20 protein-coding genes are annotated in these 19,459 nt (G+C 72.4%); 9 read left to right on the top strand and 11 right to left on the bottom strand.

Annotation, left to right across the window (positions count from 1 at the left end; genetic code table 11):
• Positions 1-41 precede the first annotated feature (41 nt).
• Positions 42-1,520, top strand: a complete 1,479-nt coding sequence (locus tag SLINC_RS11135) for a hypothetical protein (protein ID WP_182449156.1) — start codon at positions 42-44, stop codon at positions 1,518-1,520.
• Positions 1,521-1,527: 7 nt separating this feature from the next.
• Here the strand turns inward: SLINC_RS11135 and SLINC_RS11130 are convergent, their stop codons facing one another.
• Positions 1,528-1,941, bottom strand: coding sequence for a VOC family protein (locus SLINC_RS11130; protein WP_067445228.1), 414 nt, complete (start codon positions 1,939-1,941; stop codon positions 1,528-1,530).
• A 280-nt stretch (positions 1,942-2,221) separates the two neighbouring features.
• On the opposite strand from SLINC_RS11130, the gene SLINC_RS11125 reads away from it, so the two are divergent.
• From SLINC_RS11125 to SLINC_RS11115, 3 genes are all read left to right on the top strand, one after another.
• Positions 2,222-3,820, top strand: coding sequence for an ABC-F family ATP-binding cassette domain-containing protein (locus SLINC_RS11125; protein WP_067430132.1), 1,599 nt, complete (start codon positions 2,222-2,224; stop codon positions 3,818-3,820).
• Between the two features lie 335 nt (positions 3,821-4,155).
• Positions 4,156-4,377 (top strand): helix-turn-helix domain-containing protein, encoded by a 222-nt coding sequence (locus SLINC_RS11120; RefSeq protein ID WP_010355597.1) that lies wholly within the window; start codon positions 4,156-4,158, stop codon positions 4,375-4,377.
• 125 nt (positions 4,378-4,502) lie between these two features.
• The gene (locus SLINC_RS11115) at positions 4,503-5,324 is read left to right on the top strand and encodes an enoyl-CoA hydratase/isomerase family protein (RefSeq protein ID WP_067430129.1); all 822 of its coding nucleotides are present in this window, start codon (positions 4,503-4,505) and stop codon (positions 5,322-5,324) included.
• A gap of 4 nt (positions 5,325-5,328) precedes the next feature.
• On the opposite strand, the gene SLINC_RS11110 is transcribed toward SLINC_RS11115, so the two are convergent.
• A complete protein-coding gene (locus SLINC_RS11110; protein ID WP_107406585.1) occupies positions 5,329-6,081 on the bottom strand; it encodes a nucleopolyhedrovirus P10 family protein in 753 nt (250 codons plus the stop codon).
• 87 nt (positions 6,082-6,168) lie between these two features.
• On the opposite strand from SLINC_RS11110, the gene SLINC_RS11105 reads away from it, so the two are divergent.
• The 5 genes from SLINC_RS11105 to amaP are packed head-to-tail and all read left to right on the top strand — an operon-like array spanning position 6,169 to position 8,517.
• Positions 6,169-6,654, top strand: coding sequence for an Asp23/Gls24 family envelope stress response protein (locus tag SLINC_RS11105; protein ID WP_067430125.1), 486 nt, complete (start codon positions 6,169-6,171; stop codon positions 6,652-6,654).
• 27 nt (positions 6,655-6,681) lie between these two features.
• On the top strand, positions 6,682-6,876 hold the full coding sequence (locus SLINC_RS11100) for a hypothetical protein (RefSeq protein ID WP_067430123.1): 195 nt from the start codon (positions 6,682-6,684) through the stop codon (positions 6,874-6,876).
• Positions 6,873-7,256, top strand: coding sequence for an Asp23/Gls24 family envelope stress response protein (locus SLINC_RS11095; RefSeq protein WP_067430120.1), 384 nt, complete (start codon positions 6,873-6,875; stop codon positions 7,254-7,256). The genes SLINC_RS11100 and SLINC_RS11095 overlap by 4 nt, the downstream gene beginning before the upstream one ends.
• Positions 7,253-7,933, top strand: coding sequence for a DUF6286 domain-containing protein (locus tag SLINC_RS11090; RefSeq protein ID WP_067430117.1), 681 nt, complete (start codon positions 7,253-7,255; stop codon positions 7,931-7,933). Before SLINC_RS11095 ends, SLINC_RS11090 begins: the two co-directional genes overlap by 4 nt.
• A gap of 5 nt (positions 7,934-7,938) precedes the next feature.
• Entirely contained in the window at positions 7,939-8,517 is a 579-nt protein-coding gene (gene amaP / locus SLINC_RS11085) for an alkaline shock response membrane anchor protein AmaP (protein WP_067445224.1), read from the top strand.
• Between the two features lie 19 nt (positions 8,518-8,536).
• On the opposite strand, the gene SLINC_RS11080 is transcribed toward amaP, so the two are convergent.
• The 9 genes from SLINC_RS11080 to SLINC_RS11040 form a co-directional block, all read right to left on the bottom strand.
• The gene (locus tag SLINC_RS11080) at positions 8,537-9,292 is read right to left on the bottom strand and encodes an SDR family oxidoreductase (RefSeq protein WP_067430116.1); all 756 of its coding nucleotides are present in this window, start codon (positions 9,290-9,292) and stop codon (positions 8,537-8,539) included.
• Positions 9,293-9,297: 5 nt separating this feature from the next.
• Positions 9,298-11,082, bottom strand: coding sequence for a glycoside hydrolase family 15 protein (locus tag SLINC_RS11075; RefSeq protein ID WP_067430113.1), 1,785 nt, complete (start codon positions 11,080-11,082; stop codon positions 9,298-9,300).
• A gap of 98 nt (positions 11,083-11,180) precedes the next feature.
• The gene (locus tag SLINC_RS11070) at positions 11,181-11,975 is read right to left on the bottom strand and encodes an SURF1 family cytochrome oxidase biogenesis protein (protein ID WP_067430109.1); all 795 of its coding nucleotides are present in this window, start codon (positions 11,973-11,975) and stop codon (positions 11,181-11,183) included.
• A gap of 62 nt (positions 11,976-12,037) precedes the next feature.
• The gene (locus SLINC_RS11065) at positions 12,038-12,271 is read right to left on the bottom strand and encodes a hypothetical protein (protein ID WP_079164494.1); all 234 of its coding nucleotides are present in this window, start codon (positions 12,269-12,271) and stop codon (positions 12,038-12,040) included.
• 79 nt (positions 12,272-12,350) lie between these two features.
• A complete protein-coding gene (locus SLINC_RS11060; protein ID WP_067430106.1) occupies positions 12,351-13,346 on the bottom strand; it encodes a DEDDh family exonuclease in 996 nt (331 codons plus the stop codon).
• Between the two features lie 161 nt (positions 13,347-13,507).
• On the bottom strand, positions 13,508-14,515 hold the full coding sequence (locus tag SLINC_RS11055; RefSeq protein ID WP_067430103.1) for a CopD family protein: 1,008 nt from the start codon (positions 14,513-14,515) through the stop codon (positions 13,508-13,510).
• Between the two features lie 100 nt (positions 14,516-14,615).
• On the bottom strand, positions 14,616-15,995 hold the full coding sequence (locus tag SLINC_RS11050; RefSeq protein WP_067430099.1) for a CoA transferase: 1,380 nt from the start codon (positions 15,993-15,995) through the stop codon (positions 14,616-14,618).
• A 73-nt stretch (positions 15,996-16,068) separates the two neighbouring features.
• Positions 16,069-17,637, bottom strand: a complete 1,569-nt coding sequence (locus tag SLINC_RS11045; protein WP_182449155.1) for a S8 family peptidase — start codon at positions 17,635-17,637, stop codon at positions 16,069-16,071.
• Positions 17,638-17,734: 97 nt separating this feature from the next.
• On the bottom strand, positions 17,735-19,264 hold the full coding sequence (locus tag SLINC_RS11040; RefSeq protein WP_067430096.1) for a S8 family serine peptidase: 1,530 nt from the start codon (positions 19,262-19,264) through the stop codon (positions 17,735-17,737).
• Positions 19,265-19,459: the final 195 nt, after the last annotated feature.

Genomic DNA, 19,459 nt, shown 5'->3' with positions numbered 1-19,459 from the left:
TCCGTTTGGGTTTTCGGACCGTCAACCGGAAGACTGCACCCGTGACGTCCCGTATCCCGCGCGACTCCAGGCTTCGACTCGTCCGCCCGCGACCCCTGGCCGCCGCTCCCTCAGCTGTGAACCAACGGCGCCCACGCCGCCCCGCGCCCCGGCCTCCGGAAGGCACACCGGCCCCCGCGGAACTGGCCAGAATGGCGCGCTCCGGGCTGGCGGCCGCGGCCCGTGTCGCCCGCTGGGCGGACGCCGCACTCCACCCCGGCCGGGACGGCGCGACCTCCGACGGCAAAGGCACGCTCTCCGAGGACACCGCCGAACGGGCCGCCGCGGAACTGGGCCTGACGCCGGCTCAGATCCGCGCGGACTGGGACACCGCCCGTCTCGCCGGCCTCGTCGAGGTGCACGGCGACAGCGCCCGCCCCGGCTGGCGGCTGCGCGCCTGGAACCGCGACGACAGCGCCGTGCTGCGCGGCTGGGTCGCCCTCTTCGACGCCTGGTCGCTCGCCTACCCGGAACCCACGGACCACGAGCCGGCCGCCGTCGCCGAGGTCGTCTCGGCCATGCCCCAGGTGCTCTCCTTCCTCCAGCTGTCCGCCGGCCCCGTGCCCGAGGAGCAGTTGCTGGACCTCCTTCAGCAACGGGTCACCGAACTGCGCACCGAGCGCTGCGAGATCCCCTACGGTCCCCGCTCGGAACCGGCCCACCCGGCCCTCGCGGAGGCCGACCCGGCGCCGCCCGCCGCGCTCCATCTCGCCTCCGCGCAGCCGGAGTCCGACGCCTCACCGCGGCCCGAGCCCGAGGCCCCGCTCGCCCCCCTCCTCGACTGGGCCCTGCGCGCCCTCGCCTCCGTCGGCGCCCTCACCTACGGCGACGGACAGGCCACACTCACCCCCCTCGGCAACTGGGCGGTCTGGGTCAAGCTGGAGCAGATCTGCGTGGCCGCCCAGAGCCCCGCCGGGAACATCGAGCAGGCCGCCGAGGGCATGCTCCGCGGCTGCGCCCAACTGCGCCCCAACGCGGCCCGTGCCGAGTACCGCGCCTGGCTCGCCGCCCGACCCGTCGGAAACGCCGTCACCGAACTGATCGACGCCGCCCGCGGTGACGACGCCCTGCTGCGCGGCCTCGCCTTCGAGGCCCTGCGGGTCGTCGGCGCCCCCGCCGAGCCCGACGTGCGCTCCGTGGCCGACGAGCCGACGCTGCGGCCGTACGCCCTGCTGTGGCTGGCCGAGCACGACGGGATCGATCCGGAGGACGCCCACGAGGTCCTCACCCGCGAGGAGGCCACCTGGCTGTGGGTCGACACCGCGGCCGCGGTCGCCGACCACGGCGAGGCCCCGATGCTGGTCCGGCACCTGGAGTCCGCCCTCCAGCCGACCGTCCCCGCCCTCCTCGACGAGGTGCGCGCCGTCGGCCACCCCCGCACGGTGCAGGTCCTGGTCGCACTCGCCGCCGCGCACCCCGACCCGGCCCTGGCCAAGGCCGTCCGCCGGGCCGCCTTCCAGGTGCACACCGGGGGAAGCTGACGGCCCGCTACGCCCCTATCTCCGGGGCGTAGGTGCCGAAGCTCCAGACATTGCCCTCGGCGTCGCGGGCCATGTAGTCCCGTGAGCCGTAGTCCTGGTCCGTCGGGGGCATGAGGATCTCCGCGCCGTGTTCCACGGCCCGCTGGTGGTGTGCGTCGACATCGTCCACGACGACGTACACCCCGGTCGGGCCCGCTTCCTTCATCGTCTTGTCGTAGGCGCTGCCGGTGCCCTTGGAGCCGAGCATCACCGCGCCGTTGCCCTGCACCAGTTCGGCGTGCACCACCATGCCGTCCTCGCCCTCGTACACGGACAGTTCCGTGAAGCCGAAGGCCTCCGTGAGCTGCCGGATGGCCGCCTTCGCGTCCGTGTAGGTCAGGGTCGGGTAGATGCTGGGACGCCCGCCGCCCGTGCCTGCCATGTCCATCACTCCCTCGTGATCGCATGCCGGAAATCAGTGATCTCTCCCGGAACTACCGGATCTCCCGGAAAATCACCTGCTGCCCAGTCTGGCAGGGCCCACTGACAACGACCCCCCGCGCCGATGAGGCCGATGCGGCCGGTGATCGAACACGCGAACGCAGAAAAAGTGGTTGCACGGCCCCGTTAGACTGGCCCTATGGCCATTCTCCTCGCGCATTAGACGGCGGGAACGTCCTCAGCCGTCCATCCCGCCCCCATATCCGCCCTGGAGTCTGTCCGTGATCTCCGCCTCCGGTATCGAGCTGCGCGCCGGTGCCCGCGTCCTCATCGAGTCCGCCACCTTCCGTATCGCCAAGGGCGACCGCATCGGCCTGGTCGGCCGCAACGGCGCGGGGAAGACCACCCTGACCAAGTGCCTGGCCGGCGAGGGCATCCCGGCCGGCGGCACGATCACCCGCTCCGGCGAGGTCGGTTACCTCCCGCAGGACCCCCGCACCGGCGACCTCGACGTCCTCGCCCGCGACCGCGTCCTGTCCGCGCGCGGCCTGGACGTACTGATCCGCAAGATGCGCGAGAACGAACAGCGGATCGCCAACGGCCAGGGCTCCACCCGCGAGAAGGCCCTCAGGCAGTACGAGCGCCAGGAGACGGAGTTCCTCACCAAGGGCGGGTACGCCGCCGAGGCCGAGGCCGCCACCATCGCCGCCGCGCTCAACCTGCCCGACCGGGTGCTCGGCCAGCCGCTGCACACCCTCTCCGGCGGTCAGCGCCGCCGTATCGAACTGGCCCGCATCCTGTTCTCCGACGCGGACACCCTGCTGCTCGACGAGCCGACCAACCACCTCGACGCCGACTCGATCGTCTGGCTGCGCGACTACCTCAAGACCTACCGCGGCGGCTTCATCGTCATCTCCCACGACGTCGACCTGGTCGAGACGGTCGTGAACAAGGTGTTCTACCTGGACGCCAACCGCGCCCAGATCGACGTCTACAACATGGGCTGGAAGCTCTACCAGCAGCAGCGCGAGGCCGACGAGAAGCGCCGCAAGCGCGAGCGGCAGAACGCCGAGAAGAAGGCGGCGGCCCTGCATTCGCAGGCCGACAAGATGCGCGCCAAGGCCACCAAGACGGTCGCCGCGCAGAACATGGCCAAGCGCGCCGACCGGCTGCTCTCCGGGCTCGACGCGGTGCGGGTCTCCGACAAGGTCGCCAAGCTCCGCTTCCCCGAGCCGGCGCCCTGCGGCAAGACCCCGCTCATGGCCGAGGGGCTGTCGAAGTCGTACGGCTCCCTGGAGATCTTCACCGATGTCGACCTGGCCATCGACAAGGGCTCCCGGGTCGTCATCCTCGGCCTCAACGGCGCGGGCAAGACGACCCTTCTGCGCCTGCTCGGCGGCGCCGAGAAGCCCGACACCGGCGAGGTCATCGAGGGCCACGGCCTCAAGCTCGGCTACTACGCCCAGGAGCACGAGACCCTGGACCCCGAGCGCACGGTCCTGGAGAACATGCGCTCCGCCAACCCCGACCTGGACCTCGTCGAGGTCCGCAAGACGCTCGGCTCGTTCCTGTTCTCCGGCGACGACGTCGACAAGCCCGCCGGGGTCCTCTCCGGCGGTGAGAAGACCCGTCTGGCGCTCGCGACCCTCGTGGTGTCCTCGGCGAACGTGCTGCTGCTGGACGAGCCGACCAACAACCTCGACCCCGCCAGCCGCGAGGAGATCCTCGGCGCGCTGCGCACCTACAAGGGCGCGGTCGTCCTGGTCACCCACGACGAGGGCGCCGTCGAGGCGCTCCAGCCGGAGCGGATCATTCTGCTGCCGGACGGTGTCGAGGATCTGTGGGGTTCCGACTACGCGGATCTCGTCGCGCTCGCTTGATCGAATCCGTGATCCACAGCGTATGGATCATTCGGCCCACCGGTGATCCATCATCTGTGTGAGATCTCCTCGTACCGAGGTGTGTCCTACATCCATTTCCCGGCCGAGCCCTTTATCGACAAGGGCTCGGCCGTTGCACGTCTCTGACCTGGTCATTCGTGAAAGAACCCGTTCGGCGGTACGAACGCCGCGGAGTTGAATCCCGTATTCCGCTTGTGGGGACGCGCTCCTGTCGTCAAAACCAGGTCTTACGGACCTTGCCGAATGGGTGGCCATGAAGCCCCGGAGGGGTGATCATGAGGAGACCAGAGCGCACTTCCCATGAGGAGGCACGGGTGGCCGAGACTCTGAAGAAGGGCAGCCGGGTAACCGGCGCCGCGCGCGACAAGCTCGCGGCAGACCTGAAGAAGAAGTACGACTCCGGTGCGAGCATTCGAGCGCTGGCCGAGGAAACCGGCCGCTCGTATGGCTTCGTCCACCGGATGCTCAGCGAGTCGGGCGTCACGCTTCGTGGGCGTGGCGGCGCGACCCGGGGCAAGAAGGCCGCAACGTCCTGAACCGGGCGGCCCATCGGCTTTCGATGGTGGCCACCCGGTCGTTCAACTGATCGACCGGGTGGTTACTGTGCAGTCACTTAGCATCGCTGTATCGCTCTGCTGACCGCACGCATCGGAGGCACCCCATGGCTTCGCCCGACCAGGATGTTGTTTCCCGAGGTCCCGAAGTTTCCGTACTCGACAAGGACGGCGTACGGCTCACCGTCGACGACGCGATCGCCACGGTGACGCTGACCAACCCGGCCAAGCGCAACGCGCAGAGCCCCGCTCTGTGGCGGGCGCTGGCCGAAGCCGGTCGGCTGCTGCCGGGGTCGGTCCGTGTCGTCGTGCTGCGGGCCGAGGGCAAGTCCTTCTCCGCCGGCCTCGACCGGCAGGCGTTCACGCCCGAGGGGTTCGACGGCGAGCCGTCGTTCATCGACCTCGCGCGGGGCACGGACGCCGAGCTGGACGCGGCCATCGCCGGGTACCAGGAGGGTTTCACCTGGTGGCGGCGGAACGACATCGTGTCCATCGCCGCGGTGCAGGGGCATGCCATCGGGGCGGGCTTCCAGCTCGCCCTCGCCTGTGATATGCGCGTCGTCGCCGACGACGTGCAGTTCGCCATGCGCGAGACCAGCCTGGGCCTGGTGCCGGACCTCACCGGCACGAACCCCCTCGTGGGGCTCGTCGGATACGCCCGGGCCCTGGAGATCTGCGTGACCGGACGGTCCGTGCAGGCCGAGGAGGCCGTGAGCACGGGGCTGGCGAACGTCGCCGTGCCCCCGGACCAGCTCGACGGCGCGGTACGCGACCTGGCGGGAGCGATCCTCGCCGCGCCCCGCGACGCCGTCATCGAGACCAAGGCACTGCTGCGCGGCGCCCAGGACCGCGACTACGAGGCCCAGCGCACCGCGGAACGAGCGGCCCAGGGCCGTCGGCTGCGGGATCTGGCCGGCGTGGGCGAGTGAGCGCTCATCCGACCGCGGTCACCAGGACCGTCACCGTCGGATGACCCGGTAGCGCCTGTTCCACCGCCGCGCGGACCTCCCGGGCCACGTCCAGCGCCCGGTGGCCCGCGCTCACGGCCAGTTCCAGCCGGACGTGCCGGCGGGACAGGGCGGCGGCCTCGTCCCGCTGCTCCCCGATGTGCACCGGGCGGCCCAGCACGCCCGTCAGCCGGTCCACGCCCCGCACACCGAGAGCCGCCTCGGCCGCCCGCCGCTCGTCACCGTTCGCGCCCCCGTCCCCGTCCGACTGTGTGGCGGCGGCCGGCCCGGGTGGTCGTACGGGATCGGGCCGGGGCTCCTCGGCCGGCGGCTCCGGCTCCTCGTCCAGCAGGTCCGTCACCCGGAGGTCCACCTCCGCCACCGCCAGGCCGAGGCCCTCCGAGGCGGCCACCACACGCGCGCGCAGGCGGGCCGCCGTCGCCGGCAGCGGCTCGGACTCGGACGCCGTGGCGGCGAACTCGGCCGTCACGAGCAGCGGACCGGGCGGCAGCGCACCCGGCGGAGGCGGTACGACCGGCTCGCGCACGTCCGCCGGATCGGCGAGCCCGATCCGCACCGGACCCAGCCGCAGCCCGCGCATCTCGCGTGCCGCGCGCCCCAGTACCGCCCCGGCCGCCTGCTCGGAGATCCACGCGCCGTCGCGCGCGCCGCCCAGGGGCAGCAGTCTGCCGAGTCCCAGCTGATGCCTTACCGCCCGTGCCCACCGGTCCACCGTCATTCCTCCAGCCTGCCGCATCCCTGGCGCGCGATCGCGCAACCCCGCTTACGGTGGTCGAAGAGGACGAGCCGAAAGGGGTGCACGGTGATGAGCGACATGACGGAGCGGAACCGGACACAGAGCGCCGAGGGTGAGTTCGAGCCGCCGGTCCAGACCCGCAAGACCGTCAAGCGCGGCGGCGGGGACCCGGCCACCAGGGGGCGGACGACCATCGCCGACGGGGTCGTGGAGAAGATCGCCGGCATGGCGGCCCGGGACGTCGTCGGCGTGCACGCCATGGGCAGTGGGCTGAGCCGTACCTTCGGGGCGGTGCGGGACCGGGTCCCCGGCGGGGCGAAGTCGGTGACACGCGGGGTCAAGGTCGAGGTCGGCGAGGTGCAGACCGCGCTCGACCTGGAGATCGTCGTCGACTACGGCGTGGCGATCGCCGACGTGGCCCAGGCGGTGCGGGAGAACGTCATCGCGGCGGTGGAACGCATGACCGGTCTCGAAGTCGTCGAGGTCAACATCGCCGTGAGCGACGTGAAGCTCCCCGAGGAAGAGGACGAGGAGCCGGAGTCCCGGCTCCAGTAGCCACCCCAAGACCTTAGGGAGCGCAGCATGAGCATGGCCGTGGTCGGCCTGATCGCCGGCATGGCGCTGGGCTTCGCCGGGTATTTCGGCGGGTTCGGTGCTTTCCTGCTGGTGGCGGCCCTGGGCGCCATCGGATTCGTCGTCGGCCGGTTCCTGGAGGGGGACATGGAGCTCGGCGACTTCTTCCGCACCCGTGACGACCGGCGCGACCGGCGGCGATGACGTCCGCGAGCGGTGCCGCCGGAGAGCTCCGCAGACCCCCGACCGCCGTCCCGCCGGGCGAGCGCGGCGCGACCCGGATCGCCGACCGGGTCGTCGCGAAGATCGCCGGACAGGCGGCACGCGAGGCACTCGGCGCCCTGTCCCCGGACGCCGAACCCCCCTACGCCGGGGTCGTCGTCCACCACGGGACCGCCCGGATCCGCGTGCACGTCGAACTCGACTATCCCGGCGACATCGGCTCCCGGTGCGGTCGGGTGCGTCGTCATGTCGCCGAGCGGGTAGGCGCGTTGGTGGGTATGGAGGTGTCGGAGGTCGCCGTCCAGGTGGAACGGCTGCACCTCGCTCCGGCGCACGGCGCGGCACAGGGGAGGACGCGATGAGCGAGCCCCAGGGCTCCGAGGGCACCACACAACGACTGCCGGTCATCGAGAAGGAGGCCGACACGGGCGGGGAGTACGAGGCTCCACCCGTCGAGGCCCCACCCGTCCTGGACGACACGGGAGGCGAGGCGGGCGGCAGCGGCCGCTTCTGGTCGGCACGCCGTGTCCCCGCGGGCATCGTGGCGCTGCTGCTCCTGGTCGTCGCGGGCGCCTTCCTGTACGACATCGCCGCCGTGCGAGCCCGCCGGGACGGCCTGTCCTGGCGCCGCGACCTGGCCCGGCAGCTCGCCGAGCGGCCCCTCGACGACACCTGGGTGCTGGTCGGCGCGGGCGTCGCCGGCCTGCTCGGCCTGTGGCTGATCGTGCTCGCGGGCACGCCCGGCCTGCGGGCCGTGCTGCCGATGCGCCGCCCCCACGCGGATGTCCGCGCCGGCCTCCACCGGGACGCGGCCGCCACGGTGCTGCGCGACCGGGCCATGGAGGTCTCCGGTGTGCAGTCCGTACGGGTGCGCATGCGCCGCACCCGGGCCGACGTCCGTGCCGTCTCCCACTTCCGCGAACCGGACGACGTCCGCGCCGACCTGGACGCCACCCTCGCCGCGGCGGTCAGGGGCCTGGGCCTGTCCCACCCGCCCGCGCTGTCCGTGCACGTGGCCCGACCCGGCCGGAAGGGGTGAGGACGGTGCTCAGGACCGTCAACCGTGTAGTGCTCGGCCTTGTCGGCCTCGTCCTGTTCGCCCTCGGCGGCTCCGTCCTCGCCGTCGGACTGGGCGCCCCGGCCCCCTCCTGGTGGATCCACGACGGCCGCCACGACGTCCTGCTGAGCGACGGCGAGCGGACCCGCTGGCGCGACGCCGGCTGGTGGTGGCCGACCGTCCTGGCGGTCCTCGCCGTCGTCGTCCTGCTCGCCCTGTGGTGGCTGACCGCGGTCCTGCGCCGCCGCCGGCTCTCCGAGGTGCTCGTCGACACCGGCGACGGCGAGGGCGCCCTCCTGAGGGGCCGGGCCCTGGAGAACGTCCTGTCCTCGGAAGCCGGGCAGCTGGAGGGCGTCGACCACGCCCAGGCCCACCTGACAGGCCGCCCCGGCGCCCCGGAAACCCGCGTACGCCTCCACCTGGAGCCACATGTGGACCCGGCAGCGGCCCTGCAAGAACTCACCGCACGGGCGCTGACCCACGCCCGCGATTCGGCCGGGCTAGCGTCACTTCCGGCAGAGGTCCGCCTGAAGGGGGTCAAGCACCGCGCGGAAAGGGTCAGTTGAGAGGCCAGGTGCGAGGCCGTCAGAATCCGTGCCGCATGCCCCCGTCGACAGGCACCATGACCCCCGTCAGATAGGACGCGGCCGGCGACAACAGAAACGCCCCCACCCGCCCGAATTCCTCCGGCGTCCCATACCGCCGCAACGGAATCCGCGACTCCTGCGCGATCCGGGCGGCCTCGGGATCCGCGGCCATTTGGTCCAGCTCCCGCACCCGATCCGTATCGATACGCGACGGCAGCAATCCCACGACCCGAATTCCCCGCGGCCCCAATTCGTCGGCGAGCGACTTGGCGAACCCGGCGAGACCGGGCCGCAGCCCATTGGAAATGGTCAGCCCGGGAATCGGCTCGTGCACGGACGCGGACAGCACGAAGCCGATGACTCCGCCCGCCTCCAGTTCGGCGGCGGCCGCCCGCGCGAGCCGCACCGCCCCGAGGAACACCGACTCGAACGCCGACCGCCACTGCTCGTCCGTGTTGTCGGCGACGAACCCCGGCGCGGGCCCGCCCACGCTGACGAGCACACCGTCGAACGTCCCGAAGTGCTCACGCGCCGCGGCGATCAGCCCGGCCGCCGCCTCCGGGTCGGCGTTGTCCGCCGCGACCCCGACCGCGTTCGGCCCCAGCGCGCCGGCCGCGTCGGCGACCCGCTTCTCCTCCCGACCCGTGATGACCACCTTCGCCCCGTCGGCCACGAGTTCGCGCGCGACCGCGTTGCCGAGGCCCCGCGTGGCTCCGGTGACGACGTACACCCGGTCCTTCAGTCCAAGATCCATGGCCCCTATCCTGCCCCTTCGGTCCCGAAGAGGGCGAGGGCCGTGTTCACCAGACCGACGTGGCTGAACGCCTGCGGGACATTGCCGAGCTGGACGCCCGCCACCGGGTCGTACTCCTCGGACAGCAGTCCCACGTCGTTGGCGAGGTCGACCAGCCGTTCGAACAGCTCGCGCGCCTCCTTCGTACGGCCCGTCATGTGCAGTGCGTCGGCGAGCCAGAACGAGCAGGCCAGGAAGGTGCCCTCGCCGCCGGGCAGCCCGTCCACGGGGCTCTCGGTGGCGCTGTAGCGGCGCAGCAGACCGCCGTGACCGAGCTCGTCACGGACGGCGTCGATGGTGCCGACCACCCGCGGGTCGTCCGGCGGGAGGAAGCCGACGCGGGGGATGAGCAGCAGCGCGGCGTCCAGTTCGCGCGAGCCGTAGTACTGGGTGAACGTGTTCCGCCCGGCGTCGTAGCCCTTCTCGCACACCTCGCGGTGCACCTCGTCGCGCAGAGCGCGCCAGCCGTCCAGGTCGCCGGGCAGGTCCGGGTGCGCCTCCAGGGTGCCCACGGCCCGGTCGGCGGCCACCCACACCATCACCTTGGAGTGCACGAAGTGGCGGCGGCCCCCGCGCACCTCCCACAGCCCCTCGTCCGGCTGCCGCCAGGCCGAGCCCAGGAACTCCATGAGGGCGCACTGGAGGGACCACATGTGCGGCCGGGTGGGCAGCCCCGCCTCCCGGGCCAGCGACAGGGAGTCCATGACCTCGCCGTACACGTCCAGCTGGAGCTGGTTCACCGCATCGTTGCCGATCCGTACGGGACGCGAGTCGGCGAAGCCGGACAGCCACGGCACCTCGAACTCGGGCAGCCGCCGCTCGCCGGCCAGGCCGTACATGATCTGGAGTTCCGCCGGGTCGCCGGCCGCCGCCCGCACCAGCCAGTTCCGCCAGGCCTCTGCCTCCTCGTGGTATCCGCAGGAGAGCAGGGCGCCCAGGGTGAGGGTGGAGTCGCGCAGCCAGCAGTGGCGGTAGTCCCAGTTGCGCACCCCGCCCGCCTCCTCGGGCAGCGAGGTGGTCGCGGCGGCCACGATGCCGCCGGTGGGCGCGTAGGTGAGGGCCTTGAGGGTGATCAGCGAGCGCACCACGGCGTCCCGGTGCGGGCCGTCGTAGCGGCAGCGGTCGGTCCAGGCCTTCCAGTCGGCGAGGCTGGTCTCCAGCGACCGATAGGGGTCGACGAGCGGCGGTCGCGGCTCGTGCGAGGGGTGCCAGGTCAGGACGAAGGCGACCTTCTCGCCCTCGGCGACGGTGAACTCCGCGTGCGTGCCGAAGTCCTCGCCCCAGGTGGGCACCGCGGGCTCGCTGCGCAGCCACGCCGAATCGGGCCCCGCGACGGCCACCCGGTGACCGTCGGACCGGCGCATCCACGGCACGACCGAGCCGTAGTCGAAACGCAGCCGCAGGGTGCTGCGCACGGTGACCTCACCGGCGAGCCCTTCGACGATGCGTACGACGTCGGGGGAGCGGTCGCGCTGGGGCATCAGGTCGGTGACGCGCACGCTGCCCTCGTCGGTCTCCCACTCGGTGTCCAGGACGAGGGTGCCGGGGCGGTAGGCGCGCCGCGCGCACCGGTCCGCGCCCGTGGGGGCGATTCTCCAGTGGCCGTTGTCCTCGTCGCCCAGGAGCCGGGCGAAGCAGGCGGCCGAGTCGAAGCGGGGCAGGCACAGCCAGTCCACGGAGCCGTCCCGGCCGACCAGCGCAGCGGTCTGTTCGTCGCCGATGAGGGCGTAGTCCTCGATAAGGGGGTGCACTCAGTGCGGGTTCCCGGCGGGCCGAGGGGGCAATCAGGCGAAGAGCCGGGGGAGTGACGGCGCCCGGTGTCGCGTGCATCGCGCGCCCGGGAGGCGGCTCAGACCGCCGCCGGTTCGGACTTCTCCGTCGTCTCCTCGGCGTCCCTCGCCCCGCGGTCGCGCTGTTCACGCCGGACCAGGACCACCCAGCCGACCGGGACGGCCGCGGAGAACAGCCACCACTGGATGGCGTACGCGTAGTTCAGCGCGGCGTCCTCCTTGCCGGGCTGGCCGATCAGCTCGGGGGTGTCGCCCTTCGGCTCGGGCGCCGTCTGCGCGAGATAGCCGCCGAGCACCGTGGCGCCGAGGCGGCGCGCCTGCTCCTCGCTGTTGATCAGCATGATCTGCCGGTCGGGCAGGCCCTTGAGGTCCTTGATGCCGCTCGCCGCGGTCGTCTCGTCGGGCATCAGCCGCCCGGTGACCGTGGTCTCCCCGCCCGGCGGTGCGGGGATCTTGGGGAACGCGGTCTGGCTCGGGCCGTTCGCGGGGATCCAGCCCCGGTTGACCAGCACCACCTTGCCGTCCGTGAGGACGAACGGGGTGAGCACGTGGAAGCCGACGCTCTCGTCGGAGTTGACCCGGCGGCGGACGACGACCTCGTCCGCGGTGTCGAAGGTGCCCGTCGCGGTCACGCTGCGGTACCGGTCCTTGGAGGTGACCGTGTGTCCGGGGGAGGTCAGCGTCTGCACCGGCACCGGCTTCGCGCCCAGCGCGTCGGTGACCAGCTGGTTCCTCGCGGAGCGCTCCTCGTAGCGGTGCATCTGCCAGATGCCCAGCCGGATCATCGTGGGGATGAGCAGCAGGGCGACCAGCGTGAGGATCACCCACTGCCGGGACAACAGGAAGCGGTACACCCCATGACCGTACAACTCGGGCCATGGGGTGTTCGCACAGGGGTGTGGTCGCGGCGGTGTGGTCAGACCTTGTCGACGATGCCCACCCTTCCCTCGGCGCGGGCGCAGTGGGCGCCGCAGTACCAGTGGCCCTCGACCTCGACGCCCTGGCCGATGATCTGCACCCGGCAGTGCTCGCAGATGGGGGCCATGCGGTGGATCGCGCAGGAGAAGCAGTCGAAGACGTGCACCGCGCCCTGGGCGTGCACCTCGAAGGTCATTCCGTAGTTGTTGCCGCACACTTCGCAAGTCGCCATGGGCCACAGGGTGGGGGCTCGGCGCGGCGCGGGCGAGCGGGCGCCGGGCGAGTCGCCCGGCAATCACCCGTCCGTACGGTCATCCCTCCGACGCCGGTTCCACATCCGCGAGGAGCTGTCCGAAGGCCGCCTCGTCCACCACCGGTGTGCCGTACTGCCGGGCCTTGACCACCTTGGACGTGCCCGAGTCCGGGTCGTTGGTGACGAGCAGGCTGGTCAGCCGGGAGAGCGAGGTGGCGACATGCAGCCCGGCCTCGACCGCGCGGTCCTCCAGCAGGTCGCGCTCGACCGAGGTGTCCCCGGAGAACGCCACCCGCATGCCCTGCTTGAGCGGTTTGCCCACTTCGTAGCGGCCCGGGTTGGGGTAGGGGCAGGCGGGCCTGCTGCGGGCGGGCCGCCAACTGCTCGGCCGGTAGTTGCCGTAGCCGCCGCTCGCCTGCTGTCCGATGAGGGGGGCCGCCCGGTCCGTCCACTCGGTGAGCGGCCGGCACTCGTGCAGCGGCAGCCGGACCCCGCTCGCGGCCGCGGCCAGCAGGCTCGGCCGGAAGGCCTCCGCCAGCACGCGCGCGTCGTCCAGCGCGTGGTGGGCCCGCTGCTGGACGACGCCGAAGTGCGCCGCCAGGGTCTCCAGCTTGTGGTTGGGCAGGGGCAGGCCCAGCTCCTTGGACAGCGCGATGGTGCACAGTCGCTGCCGGACCGGCGCCTCACGCTCCGCGCGCGCGTACTCGCGGGCGATCATCTGCCAGTCGAAGACCGCGTTGTGCGCGACGAGCACGCGGTCCTCCAGACGGGCGGAGAACTCCTCGGCGATGTCCTTGAAGAGGGGGGCGTCCCGCAGGACGTGGCTCGTCAGACCGTGGATCCACACCGGGCCCGGGTCGCGCTGCGGGTTGACGAGCGTGTACCAGTGGTCCTCGACCTCGCCGCGCGCGTCCAGGCGGTAGACGCCCGCGGAGATGATCCGGTCGTCGCGGGCCAGGCCGGTGGTCTCCACGTCAACGACCGCGTATCCCTGGGGATACGCGGCCGGCCAGTCTGTGGCGGAGGAGGCTGCGGGCATGCGGTCTTCGAGCATGGTTCACGAGGATACGGGCCACGACTGACAGTCCGGTCCGGCCCCCGTCCGTCAGGAGCCGTGCCGCGTCCGCCTGTTCGGGCGTCGACCGGGAGCACGGTCCGCCGGGGGTGCGGGAGACGTGCCGCACGGCGGCGCCGCCGTGGCCGGCTGACGCCCGGTCACCAGCGGATCGGCAGCGGCAGCGCGGTCAGCAGGCCCGAGAGCGCGACCACCGTCCCCAGCACCACGACCTCGGCCCGCGCGGGGGAGCAGGCGGTCAGCGGGTCGGCCGCCCGGCCCAGCCGGATCCGCGCCCACAGGGCGAGCGCGGCGACGGCGGCGACGAGGAGCACCTTGGCGAGCAGGGCACGCCCGTACGCCGTCGTCGTCAGCTGCTCCAGGATCGTGTGGGAGGGCATGCGGCGCAGCGAACTCCACACCCCGGTCGCCGTGATGACGGCGAGCAGAACGGCGGCCACGCGCGCGTAGAGGCCGAGCAGGGCGGCGCCCACCGCCGCGGACCGCCAGTGCCGCAGGGTCCGGAGCGCGTACAGCAGACCCCCCGTCCACAGGGACGCGCACGCCAGGTGCACCAGGGTCAGGCCGGAGCCGACCAGGGCGGTGTCCTCGGGGGCGGGATGCGCCCGCAGGGCCTCCGCCACGAGCACCGCGGCCAGCGGCCAGACCTGGGTCGCCGGACGGCGCGAGAGGGCGCACAGACCGGCCGCGAGGAACGCGTTGACCTCGATCAGGGCGAGCTTGCCCTCCCGGGACGCGTACAGGCCGCCCACGTCGATCTCGGCGACGGCGCCCGGCACCAGGTTGCCCGTCGCCACCACCGAGGCGAGACCCAGGGCCGCGACGAACCCGGTGCCGGCCGCGTACGGCGCCCAGGACCGGGGCGTCGCAGGCGGAGCGCCGGGCACCGCACGGGCCAGCCGGTGCACGAACAACTCGCCCAGGGGAACGCACAGCGCCGCGAACAGCACCGTGCGCAGGAGGCCGACACCGCGGACGCCGGGCGCCGCCGCCTCCCCCGTGTCGTGCAGCGCGACGGACGGCCCGAGCAGGGGGATCGAGGCGCCCAGCGCCACCAGGACGAGAACGGCGACGGCCCGGCCGGCACCGGGGCGCCGCTCGGGCCCGCTCGCTTCGGCCACACCGGGGCCGGGTCTTATCAAGGTCACCTCAAGATCTTCACCAGACCCGACAGAACCGGGCAAGTGCAGGGAAACAACTGGCGGTACGGCATTCCGCCCATAGGTACGTTTCCGGCCCGGCGCCCGCTCAGAGCCAGCGCCTCTCGTCGGCGCCCCACGGCCCCGGCGGCCGGGTCCAGTCGGTCGGCCCGCCCGCGAAGGAGACGGGCGACCGGGCGTACCGCAGCCGCCCGAGCGGGCTGTCCGTCTCGGCCAGCCAGGGGGCGGCACCGTCGTACGAGGCGCCGCCGGCGGTCTCGGCCTCCTCGGTCCCCACCCCCTCCGTCAGCCACCGCGCCGTCCGCGCCAGCGCCAGTCGTACCACTCGGCCGCCCCCGTCGTACGACTGCTCGGTCAGCGCCCGGAGCATCGCGGCCGCCAGGAGGTACCCCGTCCCGTGGTCCAGGGCCTGTGCGGGCAGCGCGCCGGGCCGCTCCCGTGACCCCTCGACGGCGGCGATACCGGTGGCCACCTGCACCAGACTGTCGAACCCCCGCCGCCCGGCCCACGGCCCGGACGCACCCCAGGCCGACAGCTGCGCCACGACCAGCCCGGGCCGCCGCTCGGCCAGGGACCGCGCCGACAGCCCGAAGCGGTCCAGGGCGCCCGGCCGGTAGCCGGTGACGACCACGTCCGCCGCCGCGAGCAGGTCCTCGAAGGTCCGCCGGTCGGTGGCGAGATCGAGGGTCGTGGACCGCTTCCCGAAGCCCGTGTCGGCGTGCTGGTCGGGGAGTTCGGGCAGCTGCGGAGCGTCCACGCGCAGCACGTCCGCGCCGAGCAGGGCGAGGGTGCGGGTGGCGACGGGGCCCGCGATGACACGGGTCAGGTCCAGGACGCGCAGACCGGCGGCGGGCAGCAGGGGAGCGCCGGCGGTGTCGAGCGGGGCGAGCACGCGCGCGGGTGCCGAGTCCAGGAGCTCCCGCTCCACCAGGGGGCGTCCGGCCAGGGCGGCCGCCTGCTCGTGCGCGGCCCACTCCTCGGGAGTGCGCAGGGCGACGGCGAGGCCGCCGGCCGCGTACACCGCCTCCTCGACCTCCAGGGCGGGCCGTTCGGCGAGCGCCGCCTCGACCGCGGCCACGTCCTGCGGCACACCCAGCACGTCCAGCAGCCGCGCGCGGTGGTGCGGATAGTTCGCGTGCGTGCGGACCCAGCCGTCGGCCGTCCGCCAGAACCGGGACAGCGGCGCGAAGGTGACCGGCGCCCGCCCGTCGATCGCCAGATGCCGTTCGCTCAGGAACGCGGTCGCGACGGCCCCGTCGTCCACCCGCACGGCGGGCACCTCGGACAACCCGGCCCGGCGTGCCCCCAGTTCGGCGGCGGCCAGCGCGCACGCGCCGACACAGGCCCGCGCCAGTGCCCGTACGGGAAGGCGCCCTTGCCAAGCGCCCTCCCGCACCACGGTCGACACCCGGGAGACGAGAGCGGGATCGCCGCCCACCGCGGACCAGGCCAACTTGATATCAGTCATGACTGCACTATGCAGTGTTGACCGAATCAATATATGAACGGCCGCGGCGGCCGGTCTTGATCGTCCCTTGCGGTTACTTCGTCACCGCGTCCAGCGCGTCCACCGTGCCCCAGCCGTAGAAGCCGTTGCGGTTCTTCGAGCCCTCGCACACCGCGTCGACCTTGCCGTCGCCGTTGATGTCGTACGGGTCCGTGCACGGCGTGGCGTCGGCCTCGGCGTACAGCAGGGCCTTCACCAGGGCCGGCGGGGCGTACGGGTGCGTCGACTTGATCAGGGCGGCGACGGCGGCGGCGTGCGGCGAGGCCATCGACGTACCGGCCATGTAGCCCCACTTGCCGCCGGGCAGCGTGCCCAGGATCAGACCGCTCGTCGCGGGCGGCGCAGGCGTCTGGTAGGCCGTCGAGTCCCCGCCGGGCGCGGCGACGTCGATGACGCCGAGGCCGTGGTTGGAGAAGGACGACTTGATGCCCTTCGCGCCGGTCGACGCGACCGTCACGACACCCGGCAGCTGGGTCGGTATGTCCAGGCACTTCGACGGGTCGACCACCCGGTCCGAGGGCGTGCCGTCGTTCGGCGAGACCGGGTCGGTGATCTCGTCGGCCGCGAGGTCGTAGTTCTCGTTGCCGGCCGCGGCGACGTTGACCACGCCCTTCTTCTCCGCGTACCGGGAGGCCCGGGAGACGGCGTCGACGAGCGCCTTCTGGTCCGGGTCGTCGGTGCAGTTGAAGTACCAGGGGTCGGTGTAATAGCTGTTGTTGGTGACGTCGACGCCGTGCGTGGCCGCCCACATGAAGCCGCAGACCACGGCCTCCGTGTAGAAGTAGCCGGCGGTCGTCGACACCTTGATGCCGGACACCTTCACCCCGGGCGCGACACCCGTCATGCCGACGCCGTTCTTCGCGGCGGCTATCTCACCGGCCACATGCGTGCCGTGCGGGCTCTCGGACGCGCTCGGCCGCCACGCGCCGTCGGCCGTGTCCGGCTTGCCCGTCACACAGTTGACCGACGCGGCGCGGTCGAAGTTCGGCGCGATGTCCGGGTGGGTGTCGTCGACACCGGTGTCGATCACCGCGACGGTGACCTTGCCGCTGCCGAGCGTCTTCTCGTGCGCCTTGTCCGCCTTGATGGCCGGCAGGTCCCACTGGAGGTTCTCCAGCGGGTCCTGACCGGCGTCCGCCTTGGCCTCGGCCGCGGCGAGCTCCGTCGCGGTGAGCGCCTTCGGCGCCCCCAGGTCCTCGGTCGACTGCGCGGGCAGCGGCGCGTTGCGCGTGTTGCCCGCCGAGTCCACCCCCTTCACCTTGCGGACGGTCTTCGCGAAGTCGGGGTTCGACGAGTGGACGACGATCACGCCGATCTGGTCGTACGACGTCACGATCGTGCCGCCGGCGTCGGCGATGGCCTTCTTCACCGTGGCCGAAGGGGCCTTCCCGGGGCGGACGTTGACGACGTAGCTCAGCGCGCCCGCGTCGGCCTTCCCGACCGAGGCGAGGACGTCGTTCACCGTGCCGGTGACGCCGTGCACGGTGTCGGGCAGAACCGACGCGGACGCCGTCGCGGTGGGCAGGAACGCCATGGCCGTGGCCATGGTCATCCCGAGCGGGATGGTGATCGCGCGTCGGAAGCGCGGGTGAACCACTGTCATGGTGTGGATGTCTCCAGTTCGTTCGTGGGACGAGCGGACTGTGGGGGAAGTCCTGAGGAACCTGGCGTGGGGGGTGAGGCGGGTAGGTGGGACTGGGCTACTTCACCGCGCGCAGCGCGTTGACGATGCCGTACCCGTAGAAGCCGTTGACACGCTTGCCGCCCTCGCACACCGCGTCCTGCGTGCCGTCGCCGTCCTGGTCGTAGGAGGCGGGGCATCCCGGGTTGTCCGCCTGGGCCTTGAGCAGCGCCTGGAGCTGGGCCGGTGTGGCGAAGGGGTGCTTCGACTTCAGCAGCGCGGCGACGCCGGCCGCGTGCGGCGAGGCCATCGAGGTGCCCTGGAGGAAGGCGTACTGGCCGTTCGGCATCGTGGACAGGATGCGGCCGTCCTTCGACGGCGTGTCCGGGAGCTGGTAGCGCCGGTCACCGCCCGGAGCCGCCACGTCGACGACGCCCTTGCCGTACGTGGAGTAGTACGACTTGAGGTTCTGCACGCCCGTCGCGCTGACCGTGACGACACCCGGCAGCTGGGTCGGAACGTCGAAGCACTCGTGCGGATCGATGGTCCGCGTCACCGGCGTGGAGTCGTCCGGGCTGGTGGTGTCGACGATCGCGTCCGAGTCCAGGTCGTGGTTGGAGTTGCCCGCCGACGCCAGATTGAGCGTGCCCTTCCTCTGGGCGTACAGCTGTGCCCTGTTGACCGCGTCGACGATCGCCTTCTGGTCGGGGTCGTCCATGCAGTTGTACAGCCAGGGATCCACGTAGTAGCTGTTGTTCGTGATCTCCACGCCGTGGTCGGCGGCGAACACGAAGGCGCACACGACGCTCTCGGGGTAGAAGAGGCCGTTGTCCGGGTCGCTCACCTTGATGCCGGCGACCTTGACGCCGGGGGCTACTCCGGCGACGCCTATGCCGTTGCGGGCCGCGGCTATCTCACCGGCCACATGCGTGCCGTGGTAGTCCTCCGGGGTGTACGGGCGCCAGGCACCCGCGGCGGTGTCGGCGACGCCGCCGACGCAGTTGGCCGACTGGGACGCGGAGAAGTTCGGGGCGAGGTCGGGGTGGGTGTCGTCGACGCCGGTGTCGATCACGGCGACGGTCACCTTGCGGCTGCCCGGGTTGATCTTCGCGGCCTTGTCGGCGCCTATCGCCCGCAGGTCCCACTGGTCGGCCTCGAGAGGCTCGCTCTCCGGCACGGCGGCGGAGGCGTTCGCGGCCTTGGCGGCCTGCGCCTTCGACAGGAACTGCGCCGCGCCCTCGTCCGTCGTCCCCGCGGCGGTCAGCGGCGTGGTGCGCGTGGCACCCGCCGACTGCACTCCGCGCACGGCGCGCATGGCCTTCGCGAAGTCCGGGTTCGAGGAGTGGACGACGATCACGCCGATCCTGTCGTACGTGGTCACGACCGTGCCGCCGGCCGCGGCGACCGCCCGCTTCACCGACGCGATGACGCGACGGTCCGCCTTGGTGTTGACGACATATGCCAGGGCGGGCGCGTCCGCCGTCTGGGCGGCGCTCGGCGTGCTCGGGGCGGCCGCGGCCGCCGCCGGCAGGAAGCCGAGCGAGGCGGTCAGCGACAGCACCACGGGCACGGCGAGAGCGAGCCGGGATCTGGAACGCAGATGAGGCATGGGGTCTCCACTTCATCCGGGCACGTTTGCCGGAAACATCCGGAAACGAGACCGGCCCGAGGCACAGGTGGTGCTCGGGCAGGTACATGACGGGTAGTGCAGGCCCGAAGCTATCTTCCGAAGCCGCTGGCCAGCAATGACTTCTCCGAGGTGACTTGCGAAAGAAGCCCTCGTTGTTGAACCGGTCCTTGCGCC

It is taken from the genome of Streptomyces lincolnensis (assembly GCF_001685355.1).
Taxonomy (GTDB): domain Bacteria; phylum Actinomycetota; class Actinomycetes; order Streptomycetales; family Streptomycetaceae; genus Streptomyces; species Streptomyces lincolnensis.
Note: the sequence above shows the minus strand (reverse complement) of the source record. Positions and strands in the feature narration are given on the sequence as shown.